Genomic DNA, 12984 nt, shown 5'->3' with positions numbered 1-12984 from the left:
GGCGAGACGCCGAGGCATGGCGACACCCGCTGGCATTGTGCCGCCATTGTCCGGCCTGCCTGGCCGGGCGGTATTGATTCAGGTCAAGCGGCCTCGGGCGCTGGCATGCGGGCCCGTTCGCGGTCGAGACCGCGCTTTTCCTTCTCCCCCGCAGGAGAAGGTGGCCCGCAGGGCCGGATGAGGGCTGTGTGGGCCCGCCCTCGGGGCGAGTGTTTCCATCCCGTCGCCGCGAGGGCGCGCCTCCCACAGGGAAAGAAAGCGTCGTGCGGGCGCGTTTCGCGGTCGAGACCGCCTCACAGGTCGTGCCGCTCGCCGGCTTTTCCCTTCTTCCCGCGGGAGAAGGTGGCCGCAGGGCCGGATGAGGGAAGACCTTTCGCTAGAACGCCAGCACCACGCGCCCTTCGATGCGGCCTCCGCGCATGTCGTCGAACACCTGGTTGATGTTCTCCAGCCGGTCGGTGTGGATGGTCGCCTTCACCTGGCCTTCGCCGGCGAATTCCAAGGCTTCCTGCAGGTCGGCGCGGGTGCCGACGATGGAGCCGGTGATGCTGATGGCCTTGAGCACCACGTCGAAGATCGGCGTCGGAAAGTCGCCCGGCGGCAGCCCCACCAGCGCCACGGTGCCGTGCCGGCGGGCCATGCCGATAGCTTGGCCGAAGGCGCTGTTGGACACCGCGGTGACCAGCACGCCGTGGGCGCCGCCGATGTCGCGCTGGATCACCTCCACCGGGTTTTCCGTGCGCGCGTTGACCGTCAGGCTGGCACCGAGCTTCCTGGCCAGTTCCAGCTTGGCGTCGTCGACGTCCACCGCGGCCACGTGCAGGCCCATGGCCCGCGCGTACTGCACGGCGACGTGGCCGAGCCCGCCGATGCCGGAGATCACCACCCACTGGCCGGGGCGCGCGCCGGTCACCTTCAGGCCCTTGTAGACGGTGACGCCGGCGCAGAGGATCGGCGCGATCTCGTTGAAGCCCACGGCATCGGGCAGCAGGCCGACGTAGTTCGGGTCGGCCAGCACGTACTCGGCGTAGCCGCCGTTGACCGAATAGCCGGTGTTGCGCTGGCTTTCGCAGAGCGTCTCCCAGCCGGTCAGGCAGTGCTCGCAGTAGCCGCAGGCGCTGTACAGCCAGGGCACGCCGACGCGGTCGCCCTCCCTGACCCGGGTGACCCCGGCGCCCGTCGCGGCGACGTGGCCGACGCCCTCGTGGCCGGGAATGAGCGGCAGCGGCGGCTTCACCGGCCAGTCGCCTTCGGCGGCATGCAGGTCGGTATGGCAGACGCCGGAGGCGGCGATCTTCACCAGGATCTGTCCGGGGCCGGGCATCGGCACCGGCACTTCCTCGATTCGCAGCGGTTCGCCGTAGGCGTGGACAACGGCGGCTTTCATGGTCTGGGGCATCGCGTTTTCCTCCTCATGGGCGGTCCGCTCAAGTCTGGCTGCTGGCGTGCCCCGGGCATTGCTCCAGCGCAAGACTTCGTCGGCTTTCGGCGACGACCCGACGAACGGTCCCGTCCACGTCGCCCTGCCTGCCGGCAGGGACCGGGCGCAGGTGCTCGAGGCGCCGGCCTTTCGGGTATACTGCGCCGCCTCGAGCCGCGCCGACCGGGCGGTTCGCCCTGTTTTCCCGAGCCACGCCGCAAGCGTGGCTCGTCGTTTTTGACGCGCCCGCTGGCGCCCCGAACCGAACGAGAGGCACGACGATGAGCGCACTGGTAGGCGTGATCATGGGCTCCAAGTCCGACTGGTCCACCCTCAGTCATACCGCCGAGATGCTGGAAAAGCTGGGCATTCCCCACGAGGTGACGGTGGTGTCCGCGCATCGCACCCCGGACCTGCTATTCCGCTACGCCGAGCAGGCCGAGCAGCGCGGGCTGCGGGTGATCATCGCCGGTGCCGGCGGCGCGGCGCACCTGCCGGGCATGTGCGCCGCCAAGACCCACGTGCCGGTGCTCGGCGTGCCGGTGCAGTCGTCGATGCTGTCGGGCGTCGACTCGCTGCTGTCGATCGTGCAGATGCCGGCCGGCGTGCCGGTGGCGACCCTGGCGATCGGCAAGGCCGGCGCGGTGAACGCCGCGCTGCTGGCGGCCAGCATCCTCGGCCATGAATTCCCCGAATACCATCAGGCGCTCAAGCGCTTTCGCGACGAGCAGACGCAGACCGTGCTGGACAACCCGGACCCGCGCGGCTGAGTGCGAACCCGGCCCGCTCCTTGGAGAGATGACGTGAAAATCGGTGTGATCGGTGGCGGCCAGCTGGGCCGCATGCTGGCCCTGGCGGGGACGCCGCTGGGCATGAGCTTCGCCTTCCTCGACCCGGCGCCGGACGCCTGCGCCGCCGCCCTCGGCGAGCACATCCGCGCCGACTACGGCGACCAGGACCACCTGCGCCAGCTGGCTGACGAGGTGGATCTGGTTACCTTCGAATTCGAGAGCGTGCCGGCCGAGACGGTGGCCTTCCTCGCCCAGTTCGTGCCTGTCTACCCGAGCGCGCAGGCGCTGCGCATCGCTCGCGACCGCTGGTTCGAGAAATCGCTGTTCAGGGACCTCGGCATTCCCACGCCGGCCTTCGCCGACATCGCCTCGCAGGCCGACCTCGACCAGGCGGCGGCCGACATCGGCCTGCCGGCGGTGCTCAAGACCCGCACCCTGGGCTACGACGGCAAGGGCCAGAAGGTCCTGCGCAGGCCCGAGGACGTCGCCGGCGCCTTCGCCGAACTGGGCAGCGTGCCCTGCATCCTCGAAGGCTTCGTGCCCTTCACCGGCGAGGTTTCGCTGATTGCCGTGCGCGCCCGCGACGGCGAGACGCGCTTCTATCCGCTGGTGCACAACACCCACGAGCAGGGCATCCTGCGGCTGTCGGTGGCCAGCAGCGGTCATCCCCTGCAGGCGCTGGCCGAGGACTACGTCGGCCGCGTGCTGCAGCACCTGGACTACGTCGGCGTGCTGGCCTTCGAGTTCTTCGAGGTCGACGGCGGCCTGAAGGCCAACGAGATCGCCCCGCGCGTGCACAACTCCGGCCACTGGACCATCGAAGGCGCCGAGTGCAGCCAGTTCGAGAACCACCTGCGGGCGGTGGCCGGGCTGCCGCTGGGCGCCACCGACAAGGTCGGCGAGAGCGCCATGCTCAACTTCCTCGGCTCGGTCCCGCCGGTGGAGAAGGTGGTCGCCATCGAGGACTGCCACCTGCACCACTACGGCAAGGCGTTCAAGAGCGGGCGCAAGGTCGGCCACGCCACCCTGCGCTGCCCGGACCGCGCCACGCTGGATCGGCAGATCACAGCGGTGGAGTCGCTGATCGCCCGCGGCTGAGCCTCCGGCCGTCTGGCTCGGCGGTTCCGACCGAACCGTCGGGCGTGTTCTCCGGTCCACAAGGTGACACGCACTGTTGCGTATACGACTGAGGAGGACTGCCCATGGGCATCATCGGCACCATTATCATCGGCCTGATCGTCGGCCTGATCGCACGCTTTCTCAAACCCGGCAACGACAGCATGGGCTGGATCATGACCATCCTGCTCGGTATCGGCGGCTCGCTGCTGGCCACCTATGGCGGCCAGGCCGTGGGCATCTATCGTGCGGGCGAAGCGGCGGGTTTCATCGGCGCCGTAGTCGGTGCGATCATCCTGCTGGTCATCTACGGCCTGGTCACCAGCCGCAGGCATTGATCCGCTCCGGGCCGCCTCCCGGGCGGCCCGTTCCCTCCACCAAGACCGTCCCATGCGCCCACTGCTCATCCCGCTGCTCGCCTTCCTGCTTTCCTGCTCCTTCGCCCAGGCCGCGCCGGCGGAACTCGACTGGCTCGAACTGATGCCGCCCGAGGATCGCCAGGCCCTGGAAGCCATGCCCGAGATCAGCCACGACTCGCCCGAAGGGCTGGGCTTCAGCGACCAGGGCGGGCTCAAGCAGGGCAGCGGGCTGCCGGACGTGATGTATTCGGCGAAGACGGTACCGGCGCTCGACGGTCGCGAGGTGCGCCTGGGCGGCTACCCGGTGCCACTGGAAACCGACGCCCGCGGGCGCAGCACCGAATTCTTCCTGGTGCCCTACCCGGGCGCCTGCATCCACGTGCCGCCGCCGCCGCCGAACCAGATCGTGCTGGTGCGCTACCCGAAGGGCGTGGCCATCGAGGACATCTACGCGCCGTTGTGGATCGACGGCCGCCTGCAGGTCGAGCCGGTCAGCAACGCCCTGGCCGACGCCGCCTATGCGCTGGCCGCCGAGGCGGTCACGCCGGTCGACGAGGCGGACCTGCAGTGACCTGCGCGGCGCACTGAGCGGCCGGCATGGAAGCGTCCCTGCACCAGGCGTTTCGTGCGCTGGCCGCCGACCTCGACGGCATCGACCGCGACAGCTATGGCGAGGCCGGGCGCGATCCGCTGGAGCCGCTGCTCGGCCTCGGCGATCCGGATTCGCCGCTGTGCTTCTTCGGCCGCGACCCGGGGCGCGAGGAAGTACGCCTGGGCGAGCCCTTCGTCGGTGCCGGCGGGCGGCTGCTGCGCCAGGGCCTGCATCGCCACCTGTACGGCCGCGAGGCGGACGGTCTCGAGGCGCTGCGCGCGCTGACGCCGCGTTTCTTCTGGCTCAACACCGTGCCCTACAAGCCGCTCGGCAACCGCGCCTGGTCGCTGGCGGTGAAACGCCGCTTCGCGCCCATGCTGCGCCGGGTGCTGGGCGAGCAGTGGCACGGGCGCGAGGTGATCACCCTCGGCCGCGAGGCCTTCCTCTGGTTCGGCCTCGACCAACCGCCGGAGACACGCCGGGCGCTCGAGGCCTTCTGGCAGCGCGAGGACCGCTTCACGGCGAGCGTCGAAGTGCAATTGCAGGGGGAGGGCGAGGCGTCGCGAGCGTTCCGGCTGCACCCGCTGCCGCATCCGTCGCCGCTGAACCGGGTCTGGCTCGGGCGTTTTCCGAGGTTGCTGGAGGGGCGGCTCCAGGACCTGGGAATCGGCGCTGCAGGGTAGGGCAAGCGCCCTCAATCCGGCCCTCTGGGCGCTGAAGCCTTCGCGAGCAGAGCTCGCTCCTACGGAAAGCCGCGTGCAGCACCCGTAGGAGCAGGCTCTGCCTGCGACTTCGGTTCGGTGTCAGGCCGTATGCGCGGCCCTCATCCGGCCCTGCGGGCCACCTTCTCCCGGAGGGAGAAGGGAAGAGCCTGGCGCCACCGGTCGTTTGGTGCCGGGCGCAGCCGCTGCCGGGAGGCATTCGCGAGCAGCGCTCGCTCCTACGGAAAAGCCGCGTGCAGCGCCTGTAGGAGCAGGCTCTGCCTGCGACCCGGTTGCACGGCTGCGGGCGGCACCGGATCAACCCCCTCTCCCCGCCGGGGAGAGGGTTGGGGTGAGGGGCTGGCCGGTCGCGGGCGCCTAGCTCGCCAGCGCCGCCGGGACCTTCTTCTCCACCGTGTAGCCGCGTGGATTCTGCAACTGCCAGCGCCAGGCGTCGGCGAGCATGGTCCTGAGGTCGCGTTCGGCGCGCCAGCCGAGTTCGCTCCAGGCCTTGCGCGGGTCGGACCAGCATTGGGCGATGTCGCCCGGGCGGCGCGGCTTGATGCTGTAGCGGATGGTGCGCCCGGACACCTCCTCCAGCGCGCGGACCATCTCAAGTACCGAATGGCCCTGGCCGGTTCCGAGGTTCCAGACGTGCACGCCGGTGGTGTCCTCCAGCCGCTCCAGCGCGCGCAGGTGGCCCTTCACCAGGTCGACCACGTGGATGTAGTCGCGCACGCCGGTGCCGTCCGGAGTGGCGTAGTCGTTGCCGAAGATGTTCAGCTCCTTCCGCCGGCCGATCGCCACCTGCAGCATGTAGGGCAGCAGGTTGTTGGGAATGCCGTTGGGGTCCTCGCCGATCAGCCCGGACTCGTGCGCGCCGATCGGGTTGAAGTAGCGCAGCAGGCCGATCGACCAGCGCGGGTCGGAGTTGGCCAGGCCGCGCAGCACGTTCTCGGCCATCAGCTTGGATTGCCCATAGGGGTTGGTCGGCACCCCGGTGGGACACTGCTCGCTGATCGGCATCACGCTGGTTTCCCCGTACACCGTCGCCGAGGAGCTGAACACCAGGCGGAACACCCCGGCCTCGGCCATCGCCTGGCACAGCGCGATGCTGCCGCTGACGTTGGTTTCGTAGTAGCGCAGGGGTTCGCGCACGCTTTCGCCGACCGCCTTGAGGCCGGCGAAGTGCATCACCGCGCCGATCGGGTACGCGGCGAACAGCGCGTTGAGCAGGGGACGGTTGCGCACGTCGCCCTTCACGAAATTTACCGGTCGGCCGGCCAGGTACTCGACCCGCTCGATGGCCTGGCGCGAGCTGTTGCACAGGTTGTCCAGCACCAGCACGTCGTGGCCTGCCAGGAGCAGCTCCAGGACCGCATGGGAGCCGATATAGCCTGCCCCCCCTGTCACCAGAATCATGTCTACCTCCGGTCTTGCAGTTTCGAATACTCGGAGACGCACGCCAGCGAGCCGTCCGAGGGCGGCGCTGCACGGGTGAGGCTCCAGAAGAGTTATCGGTGCCGGATTGGAAGGCGGCGGCGAGGGGCCTGCTCACATATCCAACACCGCGGGTGATACGACGACCTGTTCTAAGGACGGGCGTGGAGGTGCCAAGTTCCGTGGGACCCGTCAGCCAGCCGACGGAGTGTCAAGTTGATAACACGGGGGGAACCGAACGCATTTTCCATCGTCCATAGCCGGCGGGAAGCGTAAGGGTGATGCCTTGTCAAGCCCCTTTTCCGAACCACCGTGCGCAGGATCGCGCCGCTTTCAAGGTGCCGTGGCAGCTGGACGGATTCGGCGTCGTGGCAAGTCCGAACGAGGTGCTAGATGAGTTGGGCCGGTCCCTTCCAGTACGACATCGGCAAGTCGCGCAACGCGCAGAAGCCCCCCGTCGAGGTCGTTTTCGACGAGCAGGTGCCGACCCTGCTCTGCCTGTCCCACCTGCGCTGGAGCTTCGTCTACCAGCGTCCTCAGCACCTGATGTCGCGCTTCGCCCGGGATTTCAACGTGCTGTTCTTCGAAGAGCCGATCCCCACCGAGGACGCCAGGCCCTGGCTCGAGGTGCGCCCCGAGGAAAACGGCGTGCAGGTGCTGATCCCGCGGCTGCCGCAGGGCTGCGAGGGCGAGGCGGCCAGCCGTACCCAGCGCGAACTGCTCGACGGCTACCTGGCCAAGCTCGGTGTCGGCGAGCTGATGCTCTGGTACTACACGCCGATGAGCCTGGCCTTCTCCGACCACCTGAAGCCGGCACTGACCGTCTACGACTGCATGGACGAGCTGTCGGCCTTTCGCGGCGCGCCGCCGGAGCTGGTCGAGCGCGAGCGCGAGCTGCTCGCGCGCGCCGACCTGGTGTTCACCGGCGGCTATAGCCTGTACGAGGCCAAGCGCGAGCGGCACGACAACGCCCATCCGTTCCCCAGCAGCGTCGACGTCGAGCATTTCGCCGCGGCGCGACGGCCGCAGGCCGATCCGGAGGACCAGGCGGCCATCCCGCATCCGCGCCTGGGCTTCTACGGGGTGATCGACGAGCGCCTGGACATCGGGCTGGTCGACCGCGTCGCCGCGCTGCGCCCGCACTGGCAGATCGTGCTGGTCGGCCCGGTGGTGAAGATCGACCCGGCCGACCTGCCGCGCCGCGAGAACATCCACTACCTCGGCGGCAAGACCTACGACGAGCTGCCGCAGTACCTGTCCGGCTGGGACGTGGCGATCATGCCCTTCGCGCTGAACGATTCGACTCGCTTCATCTCCCCGACCAAGACCCCCGAGTACCTGGCCGGCGGCTGCCCGGTGGTCTCGACCCCCATCACCGACGTGGTGCGTACCTACGGCGACACCGGCATCGTGCGGATCGCCGCAACGCCCGAGGAATTCATCGCCGCCGCGGAGGCGGCGCTGGCCGACGCCGGCGACCGCGACCGGCTGCTCGAGAGCGCCGACCGCATCCTGGGCGACATGTCCTGGGACCACACCTGGAGCCTGATGAAGGAGAAAATGACATGCGCGATGTGATCCCCCAGGACCGCAACCCCGAGCAGGCCGGCGGCGGCAGCGACAGCCCCATCGAACTGAACCTGCAACCGGCCGCGCCGGCGCGCGAGCGCGGCTTCGACTACCTCATCGTCGGCGCCGGTTTCGCCGGCAGCGTGCTCGCCGAGCGCCTGGCCGCGGGGCTGAACAAGCGCGTGCTGGTGGTCGACCGCCGCCCGCACATCGGCGGCAACGCCTACGACCACTACGACGACGCCGGCGTGCTCATCCACCGCTACGGCCCGCACATCTTCCACACCAACTCGCAGCGGATCGTCGACTACCTGTCGCGCTTCACCGAGTGGCGCCCCTACGAGCATCGGGTGCTGGCGCAGGTGGATGGCCAGCAGGTACCGATTCCCATCAACCGCACGACGCTGAACAGGCTCTATGGGCTGAACCTCACCACCGACGAGGAGGCCGCCGACTACCTGGCCAGCCGCGCCGAGCCGGTCGAGGACATCCGCACCAGCGAGGACGTGGTGGTCAACGGCATCGGCCGCGAGCTGTACGAGAAGTTCTTCCGCGGCTACACCCGCAAGCAGTGGGGCCTGGACCCGTCGCAGCTGGACAAGTCGGTCACCTCGCGGGTGCCGACCCGCACCAACACCGACGACCGCTACTTCACCGACACCTTCCAGCAGATGCCCAGGCACGGCTACACCCGGATGTTCGAGCGGATGCTCTCGCACCCGAACATCAAGGTGATGCTCAACACCGACTACCGCGAGGTGCGTAACGAGGTGCAATACGACCACCTGATCTACTGCGGGCCGATCGACGAATACTTCGGCTACTGCTTCGGCAAGCTGCCGTACCGCTCGCTCAGGTTCGAGCACAAGAGTCTCGACCAGGCGCAGTTCCAGGCGGTCGGCACGGTCAACTACCCGGCCGAGGACGTGCCCTACACGCGCATCAGCGAGTACAAGCACCTCACCGGGCAGGAGCACCCGAAGACCAGCGTCACCTACGAATACCCGTCCGCCGAGGGCGACCCCTACTACCCGATCCCGCGGCCGGAGAACGCCGAGCTCTACAAGCGCTACCAGAAGCTCGCCGACGAAACGCCGGGCGTGACCTTCGTCGGCCGGCTGGGGACCTACAAGTACTACAACATGGATCAGGTGGTCGGGCAGGCGCTGGCGCTGTACAAGCGCATCGAGGAGGCCGCGCAGGGCGTGGCGGTCTCCGAGGAGGCCGGGCTGGCGGCGCAGTCCTGACCATCGCCCCGGCGGGCGGTCGGCGCGCACGGGCGGCCGCCCGCCGCGGGGGCGCTACCGCGGCGAATCAGCCATTCGCCAAGATTTTCACGGCTCGCTGCGACAGCGGAGCTCGCGGCGAGTCGAACGTCCAAGAGGTGAACATGCATCGGCCCTCGCTTTTCCAGACATTCTTCCTCGGCGGCTTCGAGTGCTCGACGCACCGGCGCGCGGACGGCCGCCGGCTCGACCTGCTGGTCTCCACCGGCCACGACCGCTGGGCCGCGCGCGACTACGCGGCGCTGCGCCGGCACGGTATCGGCACGGTGCGCGACGGCCTGCGCTGGCACCTGATCGAACGCACGCCGGGCCACTACGACTGGTCGAGCTTCCTGCCGATGCTGCGCACCGCCCACGAGCAGGGCACCCAGGTGATCTGGGACCTGTGCCACTACGGCTGGCCGGACGACATCGACGTCTGGCGCCCCGAGTTCGTCGAGCGCTTCGCCCGCTTCGCCGCCGCGGCGGCGAAGCTGGTGCGCGAGGAGACCGGCAGCACCGCGTTCTACTCGCCGATCAACGAGATTTCCTACTGGTCCTGGGCCGGCGGCGATCATGGCCAGTTCAACCCCATGGGCGTCGGCCGCGGCGCCGAGCTGAAGGTACAGCTGGTGCGCGCCAGCATCGCCGCGATCGACGCCATCCGCGCCGTCGATCCGGGCGCGCGCTTCGTCCAGGTCGACCCGGCCATCCACATCCGCGCCAGCAGCGACCGGCCCGGCCCGCAGCGCGAGGCCGAAGTCGCCCGCCAGGCCCAGTTCGAGGCCTGGGACATGCTCTGCGGCAAGGCCTGGCCGGGGCTCGGTGGCAAGCCCGAGTACCTCGACATCGTCGGCATCAACTACTACTCGAACAACCAGTGGTACCTCGGCGGCGCCACCATCGAGCAGGGCCATCCGGACTACCGGCCGTTCAAGGGCATCCTCGCCGAGATCCACAAGCGCTACGGGCGGCCGCTGCTGGTCGCCGAGACCGGCGCCGAAGGCGACCTGCGCGGCCACTGGCTGCGCTACGTCGCCGAGCAGGTCGGCCTGGCGCTGCAGCGCGGCGTGCCGGTGGAGGGCATCTGCCTGTACCCGATCCTCGACTACCCGGGCTGGGACGACGAACGCCACTGCCCCACCGGCCTGTTCGGCTTCGCCGACGACAGCGGCGAGCGGGTGCTCCATGAAGGCCTGGCCGACGAGCTGCGCCTGCAGCAGACGCGCTTCGCCGCCCTCGAACCGCACCACGACACCGAACCGGTGACCTGATGAACGCCCCGCAGAAGCTGCCGGAAACCCCGATGCCCAACGGCTCGGTGGCCTTCCTCTGGCATTACGTGCTGAAGCGCCCCCGGCACTTCGGCGGGCTGTTCGCCCTGATCGTCAGCGCCGCGCTCTGCGCGGTCGCCGTTCAGTACGGCATGAAGCTGCTGGTCGACGCCATGGCCGCGGCCAGCAGCGCGGCCGAGCGCGCCGCGGCGGACGTGTGGACGCCGCTGTGGCTGTTCCTCGGGCTGATCGTGCTGGAGAACCTGTTCTGGCGCCTCGGCGGCTGGCTCGGCTGCCGCACCGTGGTGGCCAGCTGCGTGGACATCCGCGTCGACCTGTTCAAATACCTCACCGGCCACCCGATGCGCTACTTCACCGAGCACTTCGCCGGCTCGCTGGGCAACCGCATCTCGGCGGTGGGGCAGGCCGCCGGCGCCATCTACGGCGGCCTGACCTGGAAGATCGTGCCGCCGATCGTCGATTTCATCGGCGCGGTGATCGTGCTGTTCACCGTCGACTGGCGCATGGCGGTGGCGTTGATCGGCTTCGTGCTGGTGGTCGCGCTGCTGATCACCAGCTTCGGCATCCGCGGCCGCTCCAAGCACCAGCGCTTCGCCAGCCAGGCGGCGCGTGTCGGCGGCGAACTGGTCGACGCGGTCTCCAACGTCTGGACCATCAAGGCCTTCGCCGCGCGCGACCGCGAGGCCGAGCGGCTGGCCCACGAGATCGGCTACGAGGCGCACGCCCAGCGGCGCAGCTGGATGTACCTGGAAAAGGCGCGGGTGCTGCACGACATCTGCCTGTCGCTGATGGCCGGCGGCATGCTCGTCTGGGCCGTGCGCAGCTGGCTCGGCGGCGGCGTCACCGCCGGCGACGTGGTGCTGGTCAGCGCGCTGACCTTCCGCATCCTGCACGGCTCGCGCGACCTGGCGCTGGCGCTGGTGGACGCCACCCAGCAGCTCGGCGCCATCGCCGACACCCTGCACATCGTGGTGCAGCCGCACGCGCTGGACGATCCATCCGATCGCCTGCTGCTGGCCGAGGGCGACATCCGCTTCGAACGCATTTCCTACAGCTACCCGGGCCGCGGCCAGGTGTTCAACGGCCTCGACCTGCACATCCCGCCGGGGCAGAAGGTCGGCATCGTCGGCTCCTCCGGGGCCGGCAAGTCGACCCTGATCGGCCTGCTGCAGCGCCTCGACGATGTCCAGCATGGGCGCATCCTGATCGACGGGCAGGACATCCGCAGCGTCAGCCAGGATAGCCTGCGCGAGAAGATCGCCGTGGTCCCGCAGGAGACCGCGCTGTTCAACCGCAGCATCCTCGAGAACATCCGCTACGGCTGCCCCACCGCCACCGACGAGGAAGTCTACGAGGCGGCGCGCCAGGCCTTCTGCCACGGCTTCATCCGCGAGCTGCCGGAGGGCTACCGAACGCTGGTCGGCGAACGCGGGGTGATGCTCTCCGGCGGCCAGCGCCAGCGCCTGGGCATCGCCCGGGCGTTCCTGAAGAACGCGCCGATCCTCATCCTCGACGAGGCCACCTCGGCGCTCGACACCCAGTCCGAGGCGGAGATCCAGGCCGCGCTGAACCGCCTGGTCGAAGGCCGCACGGTACTGGCGGTGGCGCACCGGCTGTCGACCCTGTCCGGCTTCGACCGCATCGTGGTGCTGCGCCATGGTCAGATCGTCGAAGACGGCTCGCCCCAGGAACTGCGCCAGCACGGCGGCGAATTCGCGCGCCTGTGGCGCCTGCAGTCGGAGGGGTTCGACCCGCTACCGGGCGCCACGGCGTGAAGCACGTGGCGATCGACTCCGAGGCCATCGACAGCCTCGGCTACGACCTCGATGCCGGTGTGCTGGAAGTGCGCTTCCACGGCGGCCGGCTGTACCGCTACCGCCAGGTGCCGCCCGCGGCGGTGCTGGAGCTGCTCGAGGCGGAGTCGATCGGGCAGCACTTCAACCAGGTATTCAAGGCCGCCGGCTACCCCTACGAAGCCCTCGACGAGGGCGGCCCGCCGTCCGGCTGAACTTACCCGCGCGTGCGCGGGCCAGAACTAGGCAGGACGCATTCTTCGAGCGGAGGCTCTGGCAGACCGAAGGAGAAGTTCATGACCGATCACCACATCTACAAGAAGATCGAAATCGTCGGCTCGTCGCGCACCAGCATCGACGACGCCATCCAGAACGCCATCGCCGAGGCCAGCAAGAGCCTTGAGCTCATCGAGTGGTTCGAGGTCGGCGAGGTCCGCGGGCACGTGGAGAACGGCAAGGTCGGCCACTACCAGGTCACGGTGAAGATCGGCTTCCGGCTGAAGGACAGCTGACTATCCATTCGGCCCGGCCTTCGGGTTGCACGCGTGGGCGTAGGGGCCGGGCGGCGTTCCGCTTCAGCCCACCACAATCCACGGTCGGTGCAGACCAGCCCTCACCCCGGCCCTCACCCGAGGGGAGAGGG

The 12984-nt window shown here is 69.3% G+C and carries 13 protein-coding genes; 11 read left to right on the top strand and 2 right to left on the bottom strand.

Features of this window, described 5'->3' with window-relative positions; genetic code table 11:
- Nucleotides 1–376 precede the first annotated feature (376 nt).
- The gene (gene adhP / locus H610_RS0119045; RefSeq protein ID WP_028241144.1) at nucleotides 377–1399 is read right to left on the bottom strand and encodes an alcohol dehydrogenase AdhP; all 1023 of its coding nucleotides are present in this window, start codon (nucleotides 1397–1399) and stop codon (nucleotides 377–379) included.
- Nucleotides 1400–1701: 302 nt separating this feature from the next.
- On the opposite strand from adhP, the gene purE reads away from it, so the two are divergent.
- The 5 genes from purE to H610_RS0119020 all read left to right on the top strand — a co-directional run bounded on the left by purE (nucleotide 1702) and on the right by H610_RS0119020 (nucleotide 4961).
- Nucleotides 1702–2190 (top strand): 5-(carboxyamino)imidazole ribonucleotide mutase, encoded by a 489-nt coding sequence (purE, locus tag H610_RS0119040; protein WP_028241143.1) that lies wholly within the window; start codon nucleotides 1702–1704, stop codon nucleotides 2188–2190.
- Between the two features lie 33 nt (nucleotides 2191–2223).
- Complete coding sequence (locus H610_RS0119035; RefSeq protein ID WP_028241142.1) at nucleotides 2224–3309, top strand: 5-(carboxyamino)imidazole ribonucleotide synthase; 1086 nt, start codon at nucleotides 2224–2226, stop codon at nucleotides 3307–3309.
- Nucleotides 3310–3413: 104 nt separating this feature from the next.
- The gene (locus tag H610_RS0119030) at nucleotides 3414–3665 is read left to right on the top strand and encodes a GlsB/YeaQ/YmgE family stress response membrane protein (protein ID WP_028241141.1); all 252 of its coding nucleotides are present in this window, start codon (nucleotides 3414–3416) and stop codon (nucleotides 3663–3665) included.
- A gap of 52 nt (nucleotides 3666–3717) precedes the next feature.
- On the top strand, nucleotides 3718–4257 hold the full coding sequence (locus H610_RS0119025; protein WP_028241140.1) for a DUF3299 domain-containing protein: 540 nt from the start codon (nucleotides 3718–3720) through the stop codon (nucleotides 4255–4257).
- Nucleotides 4258–4283: 26 nt separating this feature from the next.
- Entirely contained in the window at nucleotides 4284–4961 is a 678-nt protein-coding gene (locus H610_RS0119020) for a uracil-DNA glycosylase family protein (protein ID WP_028241139.1), read from the top strand.
- A 396-nt stretch (nucleotides 4962–5357) separates the two neighbouring features.
- Here the strand turns inward: H610_RS0119020 and galE are convergent, their stop codons facing one another.
- Nucleotides 5358–6401 (bottom strand): UDP-glucose 4-epimerase GalE, encoded by a 1044-nt coding sequence (gene galE / locus H610_RS0119015; protein WP_028241138.1) that lies wholly within the window; start codon nucleotides 6399–6401, stop codon nucleotides 5358–5360.
- 411 nt (nucleotides 6402–6812) lie between these two features.
- Between galE and H610_RS0119010 the strand changes: the two genes are divergently transcribed.
- From H610_RS0119010 to H610_RS0118985, 6 genes are all read left to right on the top strand, one after another.
- On the top strand, nucleotides 6813–7997 hold the full coding sequence (locus tag H610_RS0119010) for a glycosyltransferase family 1 protein (protein WP_028241137.1): 1185 nt from the start codon (nucleotides 6813–6815) through the stop codon (nucleotides 7995–7997).
- Complete coding sequence (gene glf, locus H610_RS0119005) at nucleotides 7985–9235, top strand: UDP-galactopyranose mutase (RefSeq protein WP_028241136.1); 1251 nt, start codon at nucleotides 7985–7987, stop codon at nucleotides 9233–9235. The genes H610_RS0119010 and glf overlap by 13 nt, the downstream gene beginning before the upstream one ends.
- 143 nt (nucleotides 9236–9378) lie before the next feature.
- Nucleotides 9379–10527, top strand: coding sequence for a glycoside hydrolase family 1 protein (locus H610_RS0119000; RefSeq protein WP_028241135.1), 1149 nt, complete (start codon nucleotides 9379–9381; stop codon nucleotides 10525–10527).
- Nucleotides 10527–12323: an ABC transporter ATP-binding protein gene (locus H610_RS0118995; RefSeq protein ID WP_028241134.1), complete on the top strand. Its 1797-nt coding sequence runs from the start codon at nucleotides 10527–10529 to the stop codon at nucleotides 12321–12323. Before H610_RS0119000 ends, H610_RS0118995 begins: the two co-directional genes overlap by 1 nt.
- A gap of 5 nt (nucleotides 12324–12328) precedes the next feature.
- Nucleotides 12329–12556 carry a KTSC domain-containing protein gene (locus H610_RS0118990; RefSeq protein ID WP_408055006.1) on the top strand — a complete coding sequence of 76 codons (228 nt, stop codon included), beginning with the start codon at nucleotides 12329–12331 and terminating at the stop codon, nucleotides 12554–12556.
- Between the two features lie 81 nt (nucleotides 12557–12637).
- A complete protein-coding gene (locus H610_RS0118985; protein WP_028241132.1) occupies nucleotides 12638–12853 on the top strand; it encodes a dodecin in 216 nt (71 codons plus the stop codon).
- The last annotated feature ends 131 nt before the right edge of the window (nucleotides 12854–12984 follow it).

This window comes from Stutzerimonas azotifigens DSM 17556, from assembly GCF_000425625.1.
In the GTDB taxonomy this organism is placed as follows: Bacteria; Pseudomonadota; Gammaproteobacteria; order Pseudomonadales; family Pseudomonadaceae; genus Stutzerimonas; species Stutzerimonas azotifigens.
The sequence above is the reverse complement of the archived record's forward strand: the minus strand, read 5'-3'. Positions and strand labels throughout refer to the sequence as shown.

What these genes read in the sequence shown, in the direction of transcription:
- adhP (WP_028241144.1), bottom strand. Translation starts at nt 1,399, where the DNA reads ATGCCCCAGACCATGAAAGCCGCCGTTGTCCACGCCTACGGCGAACCG.
- purE (WP_028241143.1), top strand. Translation starts at nt 1,702, where the DNA reads ATGAGCGCACTGGTAGGCGTGATCATGGGCTCCAAGTCCGACTGGTCC.
- H610_RS0119030 (WP_028241141.1), top strand. Translation starts at nt 3,414, where the DNA reads ATGGGCATCATCGGCACCATTATCATCGGCCTGATCGTCGGCCTGATC.
- H610_RS0119025 (WP_028241140.1), top strand. Translation starts at nt 3,718, where the DNA reads ATGCGCCCACTGCTCATCCCGCTGCTCGCCTTCCTGCTTTCCTGCTCC.
- H610_RS0119020 (WP_028241139.1), top strand. Translation starts at nt 4,284, where the DNA reads ATGGAAGCGTCCCTGCACCAGGCGTTTCGTGCGCTGGCCGCCGACCTC.
- galE (WP_028241138.1), bottom strand. Translation starts at nt 6,401, where the DNA reads ATGATTCTGGTGACAGGGGGGGCAGGCTATATCGGCTCCCATGCGGTC.
- H610_RS0119010 (WP_028241137.1), top strand. Translation starts at nt 6,813, where the DNA reads ATGAGTTGGGCCGGTCCCTTCCAGTACGACATCGGCAAGTCGCGCAAC.
- glf (WP_028241136.1), top strand. Translation starts at nt 7,985, where the DNA reads ATGCGCGATGTGATCCCCCAGGACCGCAACCCCGAGCAGGCCGGCGGC.
- H610_RS0119000 (WP_028241135.1), top strand. Translation starts at nt 9,379, where the DNA reads ATGCATCGGCCCTCGCTTTTCCAGACATTCTTCCTCGGCGGCTTCGAG.
- H610_RS0118995 (WP_028241134.1), top strand. Translation starts at nt 10,527, where the DNA reads ATGAACGCCCCGCAGAAGCTGCCGGAAACCCCGATGCCCAACGGCTCG.
- H610_RS0118985 (WP_028241132.1), top strand. Translation starts at nt 12,638, where the DNA reads ATGACCGATCACCACATCTACAAGAAGATCGAAATCGTCGGCTCGTCG.